Source organism: Streptomyces sp. 184, assembly GCF_045781775.1.
Classification (GTDB): domain Bacteria; phylum Actinomycetota; class Actinomycetes; order Streptomycetales; family Streptomycetaceae; genus Streptomyces.
Window position 1 is genome coordinate 6,884,859 of record NZ_CP123230.1, and the last position, 17,485, is coordinate 6,902,343.

The 17,485-nt window shown below is 75.8% G+C and carries 8 protein-coding genes; 6 read left to right on the forward strand and 2 right to left on the reverse strand.

The window, feature by feature from the left end; genetic code table 11:
* Positions 1–135: 135 nt before the first annotated feature.
* The gene (locus tag QBL21_RS29235; RefSeq protein WP_407565229.1) at positions 136–1,503 is read right to left on the reverse strand and encodes a serine/threonine-protein kinase; all 1,368 of its coding nucleotides are present in this window, start codon (positions 1,501–1,503) and stop codon (positions 136–138) included.
* Positions 1,504–1,655: 152 nt separating this feature from the next.
* Complete coding sequence (locus QBL21_RS29240; protein ID WP_407565230.1) at positions 1,656–3,386, reverse strand: serine/threonine-protein kinase; 1,731 nt, start codon at positions 3,384–3,386, stop codon at positions 1,656–1,658.
* A 561-nt stretch (positions 3,387–3,947) separates the two neighbouring features.
* Here QBL21_RS29240 and QBL21_RS29245 point away from each other — a divergent pair.
* The 6 genes from QBL21_RS29245 to QBL21_RS29270 all read left to right on the forward strand — a co-directional run bounded on the left by QBL21_RS29245 (position 3,948) and on the right by QBL21_RS29270 (position 17,482).
* The gene (locus QBL21_RS29245) at positions 3,948–8,531 is read left to right on the forward strand and encodes an FHA domain-containing protein (RefSeq protein ID WP_407566603.1); all 4,584 of its coding nucleotides are present in this window, start codon (positions 3,948–3,950) and stop codon (positions 8,529–8,531) included.
* Between the two features lie 629 nt (positions 8,532–9,160).
* Complete coding sequence (locus tag QBL21_RS29250) at positions 9,161–10,540, forward strand: ABC transporter substrate-binding protein (RefSeq protein ID WP_407565231.1); 1,380 nt, start codon at positions 9,161–9,163, stop codon at positions 10,538–10,540.
* Positions 10,541–10,561: 21 nt separating this feature from the next.
* Positions 10,562–11,965 (forward strand): carbohydrate ABC transporter permease, encoded by a 1,404-nt coding sequence (locus QBL21_RS29255; RefSeq protein ID WP_407565232.1) that lies wholly within the window; start codon positions 10,562–10,564, stop codon positions 11,963–11,965.
* Positions 11,962–12,885 carry a carbohydrate ABC transporter permease gene (locus QBL21_RS29260; protein ID WP_407565233.1) on the forward strand — a complete coding sequence of 308 codons (924 nt, stop codon included), beginning with the start codon at positions 11,962–11,964 and terminating at the stop codon, positions 12,883–12,885. The genes QBL21_RS29255 and QBL21_RS29260 overlap by 4 nt, the downstream gene beginning before the upstream one ends.
* Before the next feature lie 168 nt (positions 12,886–13,053).
* A complete protein-coding gene (locus QBL21_RS29265) occupies positions 13,054–15,357 on the forward strand; it encodes a CDP-glycerol glycerophosphotransferase family protein (protein ID WP_407565234.1) in 2,304 nt (767 codons plus the stop codon).
* A 169-nt stretch (positions 15,358–15,526) separates the two neighbouring features.
* A complete protein-coding gene (locus tag QBL21_RS29270) occupies positions 15,527–17,482 on the forward strand; it encodes a stealth family protein (protein ID WP_407565235.1) in 1,956 nt (651 codons plus the stop codon).
* Positions 17,483–17,485 lie beyond the last annotated feature (3 nt).

The following is a 17,485-nucleotide window of genomic DNA, read 5'->3' on the forward strand; positions in this document are numbered from 1 at the left end:
GGGTCGGGGCCGGGTCGGAGGGCGCGGGCGGGGCGGGCCTGCGGCTGGCGGGGGGCAGGGCTCATGGGAAGGCGGCCTCGCGGGAGGCGGGTCTCGCGGGGTGGCGGATGCGGGCAGATGGGGGCCGGGCCCGGGTCAGGGTTCCGAGGTGGTGGAGCGGTCGCCGCCGCCACCGCCGTCCCCGCCGTCGCCGCCGCCCGCCGCGACCAGCCAGCCGCCGACGCCCGCGATCGCGATGACCGCCGCCGCCACCGTCAGCTTCAGCCGCTTCGCCCGCGTCGTGCCCGCGCGGGCGGCGCGGGCCGAGCCCGGCCGCGGCTGGCCCGCCAGCCTTGGTACGCGCGCGGTGCCGCGGGCGCCGCCGGCCAGCTCCTCGGCGCTGGGCATCCGCATGCTCGTGTGGGTGTCCCGGTTGGAGTCCGGCGCCGCGGAGCGCACCAGCGGCACCGAGCCGCGCAGGGGCTGTCCCCCGGCGCCGGTCACGCCGGGCTCGCCCGCGCCCGCGAGGGCCGGGGCCGTCGCCCGGTCGGAGCCGAGCCGCATCGTGTGCGGCGACTGCGCGGCGGCCGGGTCGTCGTCCGCGCCGTCCGCCGACTCCTCGACGTCCAGCGGCGGCAGCCCGTCCAGGTCCGGCAGGATCTCGCGCAGCCGGGCGGCCAGCTCCACCGCGCGCAGCCGCGACGCCGGCGCCTTGGCGAGGCACTGGAGCAGCAGCTCCCACAGCTCGTCGGGGATGCCGGGCAGCGGCGCGACGGTCTCCGTCACGTGCCGGCGCAGCACGGCGCCGGGGTGGCCGCCGCCGAAGGGGGTGAAGCCGGCCAGCAGCTCGTACAGCACCGTGGCCAGGGCGTAGATGTCGACGGCCGCGCGCGCGGGCAGGCCCTCGACGATCTCGGGGGCGACGTAGTCGGGGGTGCCGATGACGCGGCGCTGGGTCGGCACCCGGGTGCCCGCCGCGGTGCCGCCGCGTCCGCGGGGCGCGGGCGGGGGCTGCGGGGCGCGGCTGGGGGCGTCGATGAGCTTGGCGACGCCGAAGTCGGTGAGCAGCGCGGGGGGTGCGTCGCCGGGGCCGGCGGGGGCGTCGGAGTCCAGCAGGACGTTCTCGGGCTTGACGTCGCGGTGTACGAGCTGCGCGGCGTGCGCGGCGGCGAGCGCCTCGGCCACGTCGGCGGCGATGGCGACGGCGGCCTGGGGCAGGAGCCGGCGGTCGCGCTCCAGCCGGGTGCGCAGGTCCGTACCGCGGACGAGGTCCATGACGAGCGCCAGGTCGCGGCCGTCGACGACGAGGTCGCGGACGCCTACGACGCGCGCATGGTCCAGGCTCATCAGGGCGGTGCGCTCCTGGAGGAAGCGCTCGACCAGCTCCCGGTCCTCGGCCAGGTCCTCCCGGAGCAGCTTGATGGCGACCGGTCCGTCCGGGCCCTCGCCGAGCCACACCGTGCCCGCGCTGCCGCGTCCGATCACCTGATGGGCGGCGTATCGGCTGCCGATTCTGCGTGCCATGACCACAAAGCTACGCGGCGACGCGGACGTTGGGTGCCGGACCGCCCGGGAAACCCCTCGTGGGTGTCGACTTGTCGGCATGCTCACAGGCCGGACGGGGGTTTGCGGGCCGGGCGGACCGCGTTGGCTGCCGGTGTAGTTGCCCGCAGTAGTTACTGTCCCGTGCTGTCCTGGAGGTCGTCGATTCCGTCCTGGACGTCCTTCAGGTCGTTGACGCCCTCGTCGATGTTGTCCTTCGTCTTCTCGGCGTCGTCGGCGGCGTCGTTGAAGTCGGAGATCCAGTTCTTCAGGTCGGTGGCCCAGTCGGTGATCTGGTCCCAGAAGCCCTTGCCGTCCGCGATCCAGTCCTGGACGGGGGTCAGCTCCCAGATCAGCCACGAGCCGACGACCAGGATGAGGACCGTGAACAGACAGCCCTTGAGGCAGCCGAGGCCGGGGATGCGCATCGGGTTCGCGCTGCGCCGCCGCTCCCGCGGCTGCTGCGGCGGGGGCGCGGGCGGCTGCGGGCGGGGCTCGTAGCGCTGGGGCGGCGGCTCGCGGCGGGGCGGCGGGGCGGCGTACGCCTCGGGCGGCGGCTGCCGGCGCTGGACGCGCCGCGGCGGGCGGCGCCGGAGCGGGTCCTCGCTGGGGTCCAGGTAGCCGATCTGCTGGGTCTGCTCGCCGCGGTCGCGGGCGGCGCGCATCTGGTTCTCCCAGGGGTGCGGGCCCTCCTGCTGCGACTGCCCGTCGGTGACGGGCATGACGCGGGTGCCGTCCTCGGACCCGGGGCCGCCCTGGCCGCCGTGCCCCTGCTGGCCGTGCGCGGCTGCGGCCCCCGCGGCGCCCGCGGCGCCCGCGGGCAGCACGCTGGTGGCGGCGTTCGGGTCGTACGCGCCCTGCCCGGGGGCGCCGCTGCCGGACGGGAGGATCTGCGTGGGGTCCGACGCGCCCACGCCCGTGCCCGGCACCTGCGCCGGGTGCGGGTCGGCGGCGAGCAGCGCGGCGACGCCGAGGGCGGCGGTCGCCTGCGCCGGGCTGGCGCCGGCGCCGATGCCGGCGGCCACGGTGCGCAGCCCGCGGGCCAGGTTCTCGGCGCTGGGTCGCTCGTCGGGGTTCTTGCGCAGGCAGGACTGGACGACGGTCCACATCGGGTCCGGCAGGCCGGGCGGGCGCTGCGCCTCCTGGTTGAGGTGCTGGTGGAGCACCTCCAGGGCGGAGCTGCCGCCGAAGGGCGGCCGGCCGGTCAGCAGTTCGTACAGCAGGATGCCGGCGCCGTAGACGTCCACGGCGGAGGTCTGCGGGCGGCCTTCGGCGGACTCGGGCGCCACGTACGCGGGCGTGCCCACGAACTCGTGGGCGCGCGTGAGGCCCGGGGAGTCCGCGAGCCGGGCGATGCCGAAGTCGGTGAGCATCGGCTGCATCCGGCCGACCCCGTCGGGGCCCGGGCTGCCGGCGAGCAGCACGTTCGCGGGCTTGAGGTCGCGGTGGACGATGCCGTCGGCGTGGCTGGCGGCCAGCGCGTCCGCGATCTGGGCGGTGAGCAGGGCGGCGCCGACGGGCGTGAAGGGGCCGTTGTCCCGGAGGTAGTGGTGCAGGTCGGGACCGTCGACGAGGTCCATGACCAGGGCCAGCAGATCGCCCTCGACCACGAGGTCGCGGGTGCGGACGATGTTCGGGTGGGTGAGGCGCAGGAGCGCGGAGCGCTCGCGCAGGAACCGCATCACCACGTCGGGGTCGCCTGCCAGCTCCTCCTTGAGGACCTTGATGGCGACAACCTCGCCCGGGCTGCCCGCCACGGCGGCTTCCGCCCCCGCGGTCTCGCGCTGGCGGCCACGCCACACGGTGCCCGTGGCGCCGCGCCCGAGCGGCGCTTCGAGGAGGTACTTGCTGCCTACCGGCCGCACGTCATGCGCTCCCTGGTCGTGATCGTCCCTACGGCCCGCGGACCGGTCGGTCCGGGTGCCATCTGCACCACTCTAGTGGCGGCGCGGCGGCGCCCGCCGGGCTCCGGCCGGGGTACGCCCGTACCGGGGCCGGGCCGCCGGCGGCTGACCCGGGTCCGCCCCTGGCCACCGGTTTTCCGGACGCCGCCTCCTGTTTTCTGCTGTCCCGCGGGCCCCGTCCGGCGCCCGCATGCCGTGCCCGTACGTGTGCCCCTTTGCGGACGCGGTACCCGTTTACGGCGCCCTCTCACCGGTGCCGTACTTCCGTATCGCCCGTCCGCAGCCGTTTCGTGACGCCTGTTCGAAGAGAGGACGTCAGCGTCCCGGTCGTTGGTTGCCCCGTAGGGACGACGAAGGCGTCAACAGCGGTCGCCAACGGCAAATTTTGAGTCGGAGTTGGGTCGGTAAGCGGCCATACAAGATCCACCAACACCGGTCCCGCAGCGGGCTGTCGGTGGGAGATGGGAATATGACGGCGGCCCTCGTAGCGGGCCCTGCCCAGGGAAGGGAGCGGTGACCGGCATGCAGATCCGGCTGACCGTCCAGGCGACGCGCGGCGGTGCTGCCGCCCGTGGCCGCGACGTGATCGTCACCGCACCTGCCGGCACGACACTGGGCGCCGTGGCCGGCGGCCTGCTCGACGCCGCGGCGGCAGCCGCAAGCGGCGGCGGGGGCACGGCGAGCGGCACGGGCGGCGCGGGCGTCGCGGTGTACGCGGGACAGCGGCTCCTCGACCCGGACCGCATCCTCCTCGGCGAACCCCCGCTGGTGGACGGCGCCGTGCTGAGCCTCGGCGGGCCCGCGGACCCGGGCCACGGCCAGCCGCCGGAGGCGGACGCCGCGGCGGTCACGAGCCTGCGGGTGGTCGCCGGGCCCGACGCCGGCGGGGTCCACCTGCTGCACGGCGGGCAGATCCGGATCGGCAGGTCCGCGGACGCCGACGTCCCGCTGGACGATCCGGACGTCTCGCGGCTCCACTGCGCGCTGACGGTCACGTCCGACGGCCGCGTCACGGTCGAGGACCTGGGTTCCACGAACGGCACGACGGTCGACGGCAGGACGGTGGGCCGCACCCCGGTGCCGCTCCCGGCCGACGCGGTGCTGCGGGTGGGGGAGTCGGCCCTGCGGATCGCCTCGCCGGCGGGGGCGGGCGGTGCCGGGTCCGGGCGTACGGGCGCGGGTGCGGCGGAGTACGGCGGTGGGCCGGGGCCGGGGGCCGGGTCGGGGTCGTCCTCGGCGGAGCACAGCCGGGTGCCGGAGCAGCGCCTGCCGCAGGAGCGGGGCGCGACGACGACCGGGCTCGGCGGCGGCTGGCCGGCGGGCGGCGGCCCGGAGTACGGAGGCGGGGGCGCGTACGCCGCGGACGAAGGTGCGGAGGACGCCGGCCGGGGCGGCGCGGAGGCGGGCTTCGACCACGGCCGCGAGCGCGCCGGACGCCCGGGCGGGGCCGGGGGCGCGCGGTCCGGCAAGTCGCCGAGCGGCGCGGGCACGGGCCAGGGCCCCGGCGCTGAGCCCGGCAGCGGACGCCCGGGCCGGCGCGGAGCCGGGCGCCAGGGCACCGACACGGGCACCGGGAACGGCCCCGGGGGAGCTGACCCTACGCACGGCGGCGGGGCGGTGCTGGGAGACGGAGACGGCCACGCGCGGGGCGCACGCGGCTCCGGGTACGGCGAGGGACACGACGGGCGGGGCACGGGAGCGGAGTCCGGGCGCGGCGACGGACACCGCGCCGCCGACCGGAACGACCCCTCGGGAACGAACGCCGGGCACGACAGAAACGGACCGGGCGCGGCCCCCGGACACGGCGCTTCGGACCGGGGCGGCCCCTCGACCGGAGCGGGCCCGGCACACGGCGACGGACGCCCCGCCCGCGACCGGGGCAGAGCCCGTACCGGGGCGGACCCCGGGCACGGCGACGGGCACAGCGCCCCCGACCGGAGCGGACCCCCTGCGGGGCCGGGCCCCGGGCACGACGGCGGCGCGGGTGCCGGCCGGGGCGCGCCGGGTGCCGGGGGCGCGCGTGGCGCGGGGACCGGTGCCGGGCGGGCGCGGGGGCGTGCCGGTGCCGAGGGGGGATCCGGGCCGGACAACTCTGCGGTGCGCAGGGGTACGCCTACGCGGGGCACCGTCGTGCCGCCGGAGTTGCGACCGCGCGGCGATGCCGCCGGTGCGGCCCGGCCCGCGCCCGCGGCCTCCGTACCGCAGCCGCCGCGGCGCGGGATCCGCGCGTGGGCCCGGCGGCTCGGCGGCCGGGAGGACGGCGCGGCGCCGGCGGTCGCCGCCCCGGCCGCGGCCCGTACCGTGCCCGAACGCATCGAGGCGACCGACCTGCACGACCGCTACCCGGACGCCGCCGCCATCCTCCTCGCGGCCCTGTCCAACGAGGCGGCGTACCGGCCGGGTTTCCTCTACTCCCCCGACGACCGCCCCGGCGACACGCGACCGCACCACACCGCGCACCCCGAGCCCGGCGGGCGCCCCGGCGCCGCGGGCGGGCGGACGGATCCCGGCGCACCCGCGGGCATCCCCGCGCAACCGGGCACCCCGGGCCCCGGCGCACCCGCGGGCAAAATCCCGCCCGGTGCCACCCCGGCCGGCCCCGCACACCCCTATCCCGGTGCCGCGGCCCACGCTCCCGTGCCGCCGGGGACCGGTGCGCCCTCCTCTTCCGGTGCCACCGCTCGATCCGGCGCGCGCGGTACGTCCCCGGGCGACCCCGGTGGGCAAGGACTCGTCTTCCGGCGCGGGGCCGCCGACGCCGACGCGCTCGTGGTGCGGCTCGGCACCGAGTTCCGCCCCGGCGGTAGCACCGTGCCGGTGACCGTCGACCTGCGCCGCGCCGGGTCGCTCGCGCTCGCCGGGCCGCGGCCCCGGCTCGCCGGCCTCGCGCGTTCGGTCGTCGCCCAACTCGCCGCCCTGCACGGGCCCGACGCCCTCGAACTCGTCCTGATCGCCGCCGACCCGACCCGCGCGCACGAGTCCCGCGTCGAGGACTGGTCGTGGGCCGGCTGGCTCCCCCACGTACGCCCGCGGCAGGGGCAGGACTGCCGGCTGCTGCTCGCGTACGACCGGGAGCAGGCCGCCGCCCGCGTGGGCGAGTTGCAGCGGCGGCTGGAGCAGCCGGTGCCGGGGGCGCGCAGCGTGGTCGTCGTCGACGGCGATCCGGGTACGGCCGCCGTCCGCGACGCCGTCGCCCGGCTCGCCGAGCGCGGCCCCGCCGCCGGCGTGCACGTGGTCTGCCTCGCCGAGACCGCGCCCGCCACCCCCGCCTCGCCGTTGACCGCGACGTACGACGCCGCCCGCGAGGCGGCGCCCGGCTTCGCCGCGTGCGGGGCGGTGGGGCTGCTCAGCGGCGACGTGGCCACGGGCCTGCGGCTCCTCCAGCGCCCGCCGGCGGCGGCACCGGACGCCGCACCCGTCGCTACGGAACCGGGCGCCCCCGGGTCCGCGGCGGCCCCCGGGCGGGCCGAACCGCCCGCGGCCGGTCCGTACGACGCCGCCGACCCCGGCGACGGCTCCTCCCCCGCGACCGCCTACGGCACCGGCCGCGCCCGCCTGCGCGGCGACGGCATCGCGGCGCCGGCCGAACCCGCCGCGGCCGGCGGCTGGTTCGAGGTCGCCGCCTCCGGGCAGGGCTCCGCGGGGCCGGCCGGAACGGTCGACGCCGTGTCGGCCGCGTGGGCGGAGCGGCTGGCCCGCGCCCTCGCCCCGTACGGCGAACGCGACGACGGCGACGGCACCCACCCCGCCCGCCGCGGCGGCGTGCTCCCCGGGGCCGTGCGCCTCCTGGACGAACTCGACCTCGCCCGCGCCACCCCCACCGCGCTGACCGCCCGCTGGCTGGAGTCCCGCTCCGGCGCCCCGCGCGTCGGCGCCGTGCTCGGCGCGGGCCCCGCCGGGCGGCTCGTGGCCGACCTGGCGGCCGGGCCGCTGGCCGTCGAAGGCGCGGCGGGCGGCGGCAAGTCGGAGCTGCTGCGCTCGTTCGCCGCGGCGCTGGCCGCCGGGGAGCCGCCGGAGCGGCTTCAGTTGGTGCTGGTCGACGGCGCGGGGCGGGAGCGGGGCGACGCGCTGGGCGCGGCGGCGGACCTGCCGCACGTCTCGGGGTATCTGGTGGCGGCCGACCCGGTGCGGATGCGGGACTTCGCGCAGGAGTTGGGTGCGGAGTTCAAGCGGCGGGCCGCGCTGTACGCCCCGGAGGGCGAGGCGGCGCCGCAGGGCCCGGCGATCCCGGGTCCGCGCTCCGGCGGCGAGCCGCGGCCGGGGGGCGCGGCGGACGTGCAGGCGCCGCAGAGCAACACGCTGCGGCTGCGCCCGCGAGCCGGCTCCGGCGAGGCGCCGGGCCCCGGAGCGGGAGCAGCAGCGGGAGCCGTTCCGGGTACGGACGCTGCGAGCCGCGGTACGTCCCACCCCCCGCGCCCCGGCACCACACCCCCGCACGGCACTCCGGCCCACGGCACGGCAACCGAGCGCCCCGGCGCCACCCCGGCCCACGGCAACCCCGCCCCGCGGCGCGGCAGCACCCCGCCGCACGGCACCCCCGCGCCCGGCGGCGCCGCCTCCCCGGCGCGCTCCGCCGCCGCGCCCGCCGGGCGGCGTTCCGCCCCGCCGGCCGTCGTGGTGCTCGTCGACGACTACGACGCCCTCGTGGCCCCCGCCCTCGGCAGCCCCGCGCGGCCGGCCGCCGGGTCGGTCGTCCGCGTGGTGGAGGCCATCGCCCGCGACGGCGGCCCGCTCGGCATACACCTGGTCACCGCCTCCGCGCAGCCCGAGGCGACCGCCGCGACCGCCGCCGTCTCCGGCGCCGCGCACCACGTCGTGCTCGGCGGCGACGACGTGCCGCCCGGGCGCGGGCTGCTGTGCGGCGCCGGGGCGGAGCCGGTGCCGTTCCAGGCGGCCCGGGTCACCGGCCGGATCCCCCGTACGGCGACCGCGCGGCCCACCGTCGTCCCGCTGGAGTGGGCCCGCATGGGCTCACCGCCGACGAGCCGCCCCCTGCGTGAACTCGGCAACGGGCCCACGGACCTGGCGCTCCTCGCCAGCGCCCTGCAACGCGCCGCCGGCACCGCCGCGGCCCCCACCGGCGACACCCGCTCCACGTCCCCGTAGCAATCAGCCGTAGCAACAGGCCGTAGCAACAACCGGGCCCCGCCCGCCCGTACGCACCGGGCGCGGCCCGCCCGCAGCACCACCCGCAACGACCGCACGCACCCGCAACGACCCCGCAACGACCCTCCGCACCCGCGAACGCGCCGTTCAGGACCGGCCCGCCGCCCCGCCCGCGGCCGGCCCGAACCACCGCCCTCAACGCCCCACTCGCACGATCCGTCCCACCTGTCCCACCCGTCCCCACAGCAACAAAGTGCCATTCCCTCCACCCCCGTCGCCGCCGTCAACCCTCCGCCCCTCCCCTCCCTCCCCCGGCCGACCCCCTCCCCGCCCGCCGCACGCCCCTCCGGCCGTCGCCCCACAACCCCCCGGCGACCAGCGGTTCTTCCTCCCCGGCCGGCCCCGGCTCGGCACCGCCCGCCCTCACACTCCGACGCTCTCCAGTCACGGACCGGTCACGAATCGGCAGTCGTCGGGGTTTACGCAGAAGGCGCTATTGCGGGCCCGCCGGTCGGGGCGTAGGACATACTCCACAGCAATTCGCACCGGTACACGGCACAGACCTTGCGGGGCAGGTCTGCGTCGGCACGGGACAACCCCATCTGCCCCGCGTTCCTGGGGAGGCTGGGATGCGCAGTGCGCTGCGAACAGTGCAGCACGTGAAGGTCGTGCGGGCCACGGTGGCGATCATCGCCGCGGGCGCGCTCGCCGTGACCGCCGCCGGGTGCGGCGACGACGGCGACGACGACAACGGCGGCGGCGGGAAGACGGACAAGTCCGGCTCCGGCGTCACGCTGCCGAAGCTCGACGGTGAGTCGCTGCGCGTCGGCGCCGTGTGGACGGGCCCGGAGCAGGAGAACTTCGAGAAGGTTCTCGACGGCTTCGAGGAGAAGACCGGCGCCACGGTGGAGTACGTGCCGACCGGCGACAACGTCGCGTCCTTCGTCCGCACCCAGGTCGCCGGCGGGAAGCCGCCGGACGTCGTGTTCGCGCCGCAGGTGGGCGTGTTGCAGGAGTTCGTCAAGGAGGGCTGGGCGAAGCCGCTCGACGCCGCCGCGCAGAAGGAGCTGAGCAAGAACTTCTCGCAGGGCTGGCAGGATCTGGGCGCGGTGGACGGCAAGCAGTACGGCGTGTACTGCAAGGCCGCCAACAAGTCCCTGGTCTGGTACAACACCACGGCCTTCGAGAACGCGGGCGCCCAGGAGCCGGAGGACTGGCAGGGCTTCATGGACACCGCGCAGCTCGTCTCCGACTCCGGCGTGCCGCCGGTGGCGGTCGCCGGTGCGGACGGCTGGACGCTCACCGACTGGTTCGAGAACATCTACCTCTCCCAGGCGGGCCCGGAGAAGTACGACCAGCTCGCGGCGCACGAGATCCCGTGGACCGACCCGTCCGTGAAGGACGCGCTGACCACGCTCGGCGAGCTGTTCGGCGACGAGACGCTGGTCGCGGGCGGCACGAAGAAGGCGACGAAGATGGCGTTCCCGGACTCGGCGACCGCCCCGTTCGCCGACCTGGACAACCCGAAGGCCGCCATGGTCTTCGAGGGCGACTTCGTCGGCGCGTTCGTCAACGAGACGGACGCCAAGGTCGGCGAGAACGCGAAGGTCTTCCCGTTCCCGGCGGTCGGCCCGGAGAAGCCGGTGGTCACCGGCGGCGACGCGGCCGTGTCGCTGACCGGCTCCAAGGGCGCGCAGGCGCTGCTGACGTACCTGTCCTCCACCGAGGCGGCGCAGGCGTGGGCGGAGGCGGGCGGGTTCATCTCGCCGAACAAGAACATGGACATGGCCGCGTACCCGAACGACGTGCAGCGTGAGATCGCGCAGGCGCTCGTCGACGCCGGGGACGACTTCCGCTTCGACATGTCCGACCAGGCGCCCGCCGACTTCGGCGGCACCGCGGGCAAGGGCGAGTGGAAGGCGCTTCAGGACTTCCTGGCGAACCCGAAGGACGTCGAGGGCGCGCAGCAGGACCTCGAAAAGGCCGCGGCCGCGGCGTACAAGAGCTGACGGACGGAGCAGGGGACTCTGATGTCGACCTCGTCGGCGGGGGGTGCGGCGGACTCCGCCGCACCCGCCCCCCTCGCCCCGCCGGGCAGCAAGGCACAAGAGAAGAAGTCGGAAGAGCGGAAGCAGAGCAAGCCGCCGAGGTCGGTGGTGCGGACGAAGAGCTGGATCACGGTGGCGTTCCTGCTGCCGGCCCTGGTCCTGCTCGGCGTCCTGGTGCTGTATCCGATCGGGTACTCGGTCTACCGCAGCCTCTTCGACGTCTCCGGCGACGAATTCATCGGCCTGGACAACTACACGGAGCTGTTCCGGGACGACCGGATCCGCACCGCGCTGCGCAACAACCTGATCTGGGTGCTCGTGGCGCCCGCGGTCTGCACGGCGCTGGGGCTGATCTTCGCCGTCCTCACCGAGAAGGTGCGGTGGGGTACGGCGTTCAAGATGGTCGTCTTCATGCCGATGGCGATCTCGATGCTGGCGGCGGGCGTCATCTTCAGCCTCGTCTACCAGAACGAGCCGGAGCGCGGAGCCGCGAACGCGGCGTGGACGACGATCCACGACACGTTCAGCGACCCCGCGCCCTGGCCGGGCGCCCGGCCGCGGCCCAACAGCGATCTGAAGGGCCCGGACAAGGGCCCGTTCACCGCCGGCGCCACGGTCAGCGCCGGCCAGACGGCGCTGCTGCCGCTGGTCGCGGTGAAGCCGCAGGACGTGGCGGGCGAGCAGCCGGCGGCGAAGCCGCAGGCCGCCGGCGACGGCGTCAGCGGCACGGTGTGGCTGGACTTCAAGCCCGGCGGCGGCGAGCCGGACGTCGTCGACAGCGGTGAGAAGGCGCTGAAGGACATCAAGGTCGAGGCGGTCAAGGACGGCAAGGTCGTCGCCTCGGCCACGACGGCGTCCGACGGTACGTTCACGCTGCCGGCCGCGGCCGACGGCGCCCAGTTGCGGCTGCCCGCCTCGAACTTCGCGGAGGCGTACGGCGGCGTCGACTGGCTCGGCCCGTCGCTGGTGACGCCGGCGGTGATCGCGGCGTACGTGTGGATGTGGGCCGGCTTCGCGATGGTGCTGATCGCCGCGGGTCTGGCGTCGGTGCCGCGCGAGCTGATGGAGGCGGCGCGGGTGGACGGCGCGAACGAGTGGCAGGTGTTCCGGCGCATCACGGTGCCGGTGCTGGCGCCCGTGCTCGCCGTCGTGCTCGTCACGCTGATGATCAACGTGCTGAAGATCTTCGACCTCGTCTACATCATCGTGCCGAGCGCCCGGCTGGAGGACGGCAACGTGCTGGCCGTCGAGCTGTTCCAGCAGGCGTTCGCCGGCACCGAACCCGACCTGGGCGTGGGCAGCGCGATCTCCGTCGTCCTGCTGCTCCTGGTCGTCCCCGTGATGATCTTCAATATCCGCCGTCTGCGAAAGGAGTCCGGCCGATGACCACCGCAGCAGCGGCGGAGACCGCACCGAAGCCGGAACCGCGGGAGGCGAAGAGCGAGGCGCCGGCGAAGGAGTCGATCGCCTCCCGTGTCGGCCGGTTCGCGGGCGGCGGCGCGGTCCGGGTGTTCCTCGTGATCGTGGCGTTCCTGTGGCTGACCCCGACGGTGGGGCTGCTGCTGTCGTCGTTCCGCGACCCGGCGGACATCGCGACGACCGGCTGGTGGAAGGTCTTCGGCGATCCGGGGCAGCTCACCACGGACACGTACGACGCGCTCTTCGGCAACGAGGACGTGATGGGCGCGCTGCCCACGACGATCTGGATCACCGTGCCGTCCACGGTGCTGGTGGTGGTCATCGGCGCGCTGGCGGGCTACGCCTTCGCGTGGATGGACTTCCCCGGCCGGGACTGGGTGTTCCTGGCGGTGGTGGGCCTGCTGGTGGTGCCGGTGCAGGTGGCGCTGATCCCGATAGCGTCGCTGTACCGGGACCTGAACCTGTTCCACACGATCACGGGCGTGGTGCTCTTCCACGTCGCGTTCGGGTTGCCGTTCGCCATCTTCCTGCTACGGAACTTCTTCGCGGAGATCCCGCGGGAGCTGCTGGAGGCGGCGCGGATAGACGGGGCGAGCGAGATGCGCCTGTTCTTCCGCGTCGTGATGCCGCTGGGCGGGCCGGCGATCGCGGCGCTGAGCATCTTCCAGTTCCTGTGGGTGTGGAACGACATGCTGGTGGCCCTGGTCTTCGCCGACCCGGGCAAGCCGCCGCTGACGGTGGCGGTGCAGCAGCAGGCGCGGCAGTTCGACAGCAACATCGAGCTGATCGCGTCCGGCGCGTTCATCTCGATGGTCATCCCGCTCATCGTCTTCTTCGCCTTCCAGCGGCAGTTCGTGTCGGGTGTGATGGCGGGCGCCGTGAAGTAGGTACGTAGATACGCGAAGGGTCACGCGGTACGGCCGTCCGGGGACATCACCCGGGCGGCCGTACCGTCGTACCGCTGAGTGCGTGGCACCGCGGCTACGGTGGCGGATACCAGCAAAAAGGACATTCCGACCAGCGGACTGTCCTTCCGCCGCCGCCCGCCCAGGGATGTGTCCGTGCCCCGGTTCAGCGTCATCGTCCCCGCGTACAGGGTCCACGCATATCTCGACGATTGCCTGGAGTCCGTGCTCGCGCAGTCCTTCACGGACGTGGAGGTCATCGCGGTCGACGACCGCTCCCCCGACTTCTGCGGCGAGATCATCGACGCCGCCGCCGCCCGCGACCCGCGGCTGACCGCCGTCCACCTGAGCGCCAACGTCGGCCTCGGCCGCGCCCGCAACGCCGGTCTGGAGCGCGCCACCGGCGACTACGTCCTCTTCCTCGACGGCGACGACACCCTCGCGCCCGGCGCGCTCCAGGCGATCGCCGACCGGCTCGCCGCGACCGCCGACCCCGACGTCCTCGTCTACGACTACGCCCGCACCTACTGGCACGGCCGCCACACCCGCAACGTACGCGCCGGCTTCCTCGCCGAGCGCGAGCCGCAGGTCTTCCGGCTGGCGGAGCGGCCGGAGCTGCTGCACCTGCTGGTGGTGGTCTGGAACAAGGCGTACCGGCGGGACTTCATCGCCGCGCAGGGGCTCAGCTTCCCGCCCGGCTACTACGAGGACACCCCGTGGACGTACCCCGCGCTGCTGTCCGCGGAGCGGATCGCGGTGCTGGACCGGGTGTGCGTGCACTACCGGCAGCGGCGGTCCGGCAACATCCTGGGCACGCCGGGTGAGCAGCACCTCGACGTCTTCGACCAGTACGACCGGGTGTTCGCGTTTCTCGACGCGCGGCGGCTGGAGCGGTGGCGGCCGGTGCTGTTCGTGCGGATGGTGGACCATCTCACGACGATCTTCAACAAGGGCGAGCGGGTGCCGCGGCACAAGCGGGCGGAGTTCTTCCGCCGGACGCGGGCGCTGTACCTGCGGTACGGGCCGGGGGCGGCGGGGCCGGGGTCGGGGTCGGGGTCCGGGGCCGCGGTGGGCGTACGGGCCGGGGGCAGCGTACGGGTCCGGACGCGGCATCTGCTCGTCCGGTTCGGCACCCGGCGGGCGTTCCACCTCCTCGGCGCCGCCGGCCGCCTCCTCACCCGGCTCCGCGATTTCGCCGGCAGCGCCGCGCGCCGCGCCCGCGCCGGCTGGAGCCGGCTCTCCTACCGCCTCCAGCTCCGCCTGCCCCTCGATCCACACCTGGCGGTCTTCGCCGCGTACTGGTACCGCGGCTACTCCTGCAACCCCGCCGCCCTCGAAGCCAAGGCCCGCGAGCTGGTCCCCGGCCTCGCCACCGCCTGGATCGCCCGCCCCGCGTACGCGCACACCGTGCCGCCCGGCGTACGGGTGCTGCACCCCGGCTCGCGCGCCTGCCAGCGCGCCCTGGCGCGCGCCACGTACCTCGTCAACAACGTCAACTTCCCCCAGTACGTGGTCAAGCGCCCCGGCCAGATCCACGTGCAGACCCACCACGGCACGCCGCTGAAGAAGATGGGCCTGGACCTCGCCGACCACCCGGCCGCCGCCGCGGGCATGGACTTCACGGCCCTGATGAGCCGCGTCGACCGCTGGGACTACAGCCTCTCCGCCAACCGCCACTCCACGCTGGCCTGGAGCCGCGCCTACCCGGCCGACCACACCACCCTGGAGTACGGCTACCCGCGCAACGACGCGCTCGCCGGCCCGCCCCCCGACGCCGCCGCGCGCGCGGAGCTGCGCGCCCGGCTCGGCATCCCCGAGGGCGCCACCGCCGTCCTCTACGCCCCCACCCACCGCGACTACCTCCCCGGACACGTCCCCCCGCTCGACCTCGACGCCCTCGCCGGCGCGCTGCGCGCACGCGGCGCGCACGTCGTCCTGCTGGCCCGCGCGCACTACTTCCACGACGCCGAGCCCGCCGGCGCCCCGCCGGCCGGCGTGCTCGACGTCACCGCGCACCCCTCGCTCACCGAGCTGTGCCTGGCCTCCGACGCGCTGCTCACGGACTACTCGTCCGTGATGTTCGACTACGCCCTGCTCGGCCGCCCCATCGTGATCCACGCCGCCGACTGGGAGGCGTACCGACTGGCGCGCGGCACCTACTTCGACCTCACCGCGGAGCCGCCCGGCCGCGTCTGCCGCACCGCCGACGAGATCGCCGACACCTTCGCCACCGGCGCCCACGCCGCCCCCGCCGCCGCGGCGCTGCTCGCGGAGTTCCGGCGGCGCTTCTGCCCGTACGACGACGGGCACGCCGCCGAGCGCGTGGTCCGCCACGTCTTCCTCGGCGAGACGGAGTCCCCGCCGGTGGCGGGGCCGGTGGCGGTGGCGGTGGCGCGGGGTGTCCCCGGGGTGCTGCCGCGACCGGCGGGGAGCGCGGTGGCGCACGGCGAATGAGCGAGGGACGGACACGGGAGAGCCGGACACACGAACACCGCAGACACCGAGGCCGGACATACGGACACCCCCGGCCCGAAAGCCGGAGACACGGCCACCGGCGGAACGAACGCCGCCATCACGAGCACCGGACACACGAGCACCGGAAACACGGAAGCCGGAGGTACGGATGACACAGACCCGCAGCGAGCGGGCGGCCGCCCCGCCGCCGGCGCCCTCCGCCTCCGGAGTCGGCCGTCCCCGCCCCGAGCCGGCGCCGAGCGACCCGTACCCCGCGCACGCCGCCTACGCCGCGGACGCCAACGGCACGAAGGCCGGGCAGCCGTGGCTCGTCCACCGCTACCGGCGCGCGGTGCCGCGCCGGGTGCGCCGGCTCGTCGTCGCCGTCGCCACCCCCGCCACCCGGCACAAGGTGCAGCGCGCGCTCGGCGCCGTCTCCCGGCGGATCCCCGACCCGGGGCAGCGGTCGGCGCTGCGCGCCCTGCGCGCCACCGGCCAACTCCACCGCCCCGACCGCAAGGTCGTCCACCACCGCGGCCACACCCGGCTCGCCGTCGTCCTCGACTCCCCCACGCCGCTGCGCGCCCGCAACGAGAACCTGCTCCTGGTCACCGGCGCCCTCGACGCCGCGGGCGTCGAGCACTTCGCCGTCCGCGGCTACGGCAACGTCTCCACCGCCGTCGCCGTCCCCGCGCCGCTGCGCGCCCGCGCCGTCGCCGCGCTCTCCGCCCTGTGCGCCGAACACCCCGGCTACGTCTGCCCGCCGGACCGCCGCAGGCGCCCCGAGCACCGGGTGCGCCCCGCCGGTGACCCCGCGGCGTGGAAGGCGCTCGCCGAGACGGCCGTCGTCCGGTTCACCTGCTACTACACCGACCGCCGCGGGCACACGCTGCTGGGCGCCGGCTACGGCTGCGACGTGGAGTTCTGGGCGGAGGAACCGTACGGCGAGAGCGACCCCGCCGGGGGTGAGAGCGGCGAGGAGAGCCGCCCGGCCGGCACCGCCGACGACCGGAGCCGCACCCGGCTGGTGGCGCCGCGGTTCAACCGCGTCGTCGAGTCCGTGCCGCACGACGGCGCGTACGTGACCGCCCCGGGCCACCTCTTCACCCGCTTCGTGCTCCCCGACTCGCTCGGCCGGGCCCCCGACGTCCGCACACGCCCCGAGCTGACCGTCCCGCTCCCCGACGACCTCCCCTTCCCCATCGACGCCGTCTACACCTGGGTCGACGGCGACGACCCCGACTGGCGCCGCCGCCGCGCCGCCGCGGGCGGCGTCCCGTACCACGCCGAGGCCGCCAACGACGCCCGCTACCTCAACCGCGACGAGCTTCGCTACTCGCTCCGTTCACTGCACCTGTACGCCCCCTGGATCCGGCACGTGTATCTGGTCACCGACGACCAGGCCCCCGACTGGCTCGACACCGCCCACCCCCGCGTCACGGTCGTCGACCACCGCGACATCTTCACCGACCCGGGCGTGCTGCCCACGTTCAACTCCCACGCCATCGAGAGCCAGCTCCACCACATCGACGGCCTGGCCGAGCACTTCCTCTACTTCAACGACGACGTCTTCCTCGGCGCCCCGCTGCTGCCCGACCGGTTCTTCCTGCCCAGCGGCATCACCCGCTACTTCCCGTCCCGCGCGCTGCTGCCCTCCGGGCCGCCGGACGCCGGCGACGTGCCGGTGTCGATCGCGGGAAAGAACAACAGGGCGCTGCTGGAAGAGAGGTTTGGCACGTACATCACGCAGAAGATGAAGCACACGCCGCACGCCCTGCGGCGCAGCGTCCTGGCCGAGATCGAGCGGCGCTTCCCCGAGCGGCACCGGCAGACCGCGGCAAGCCGCTTCCGCGGCGCCACGGACCTGAGCATCCCGTCCGCGTTCCACCACTACTACGCGGCCTTCACCGGCCGCGCGGTGCCCGGGCAGATCCCGTACGACTACTTCGACCTCGCCCACCCCGACATCGCCGACCGCCTCCAGCGGCTGCTGCGCCGCCGCGACCGGAACGTCTTCTGCCTCAACGACACCCTCTCCGGCGCCGCCGACCTGGCCGGACAGCTCGCGCTGACACGGCCGTTCCTCCAGGCGTACTTCCCCGACCCCAGCCCGTTCGAGAGGTGAGCA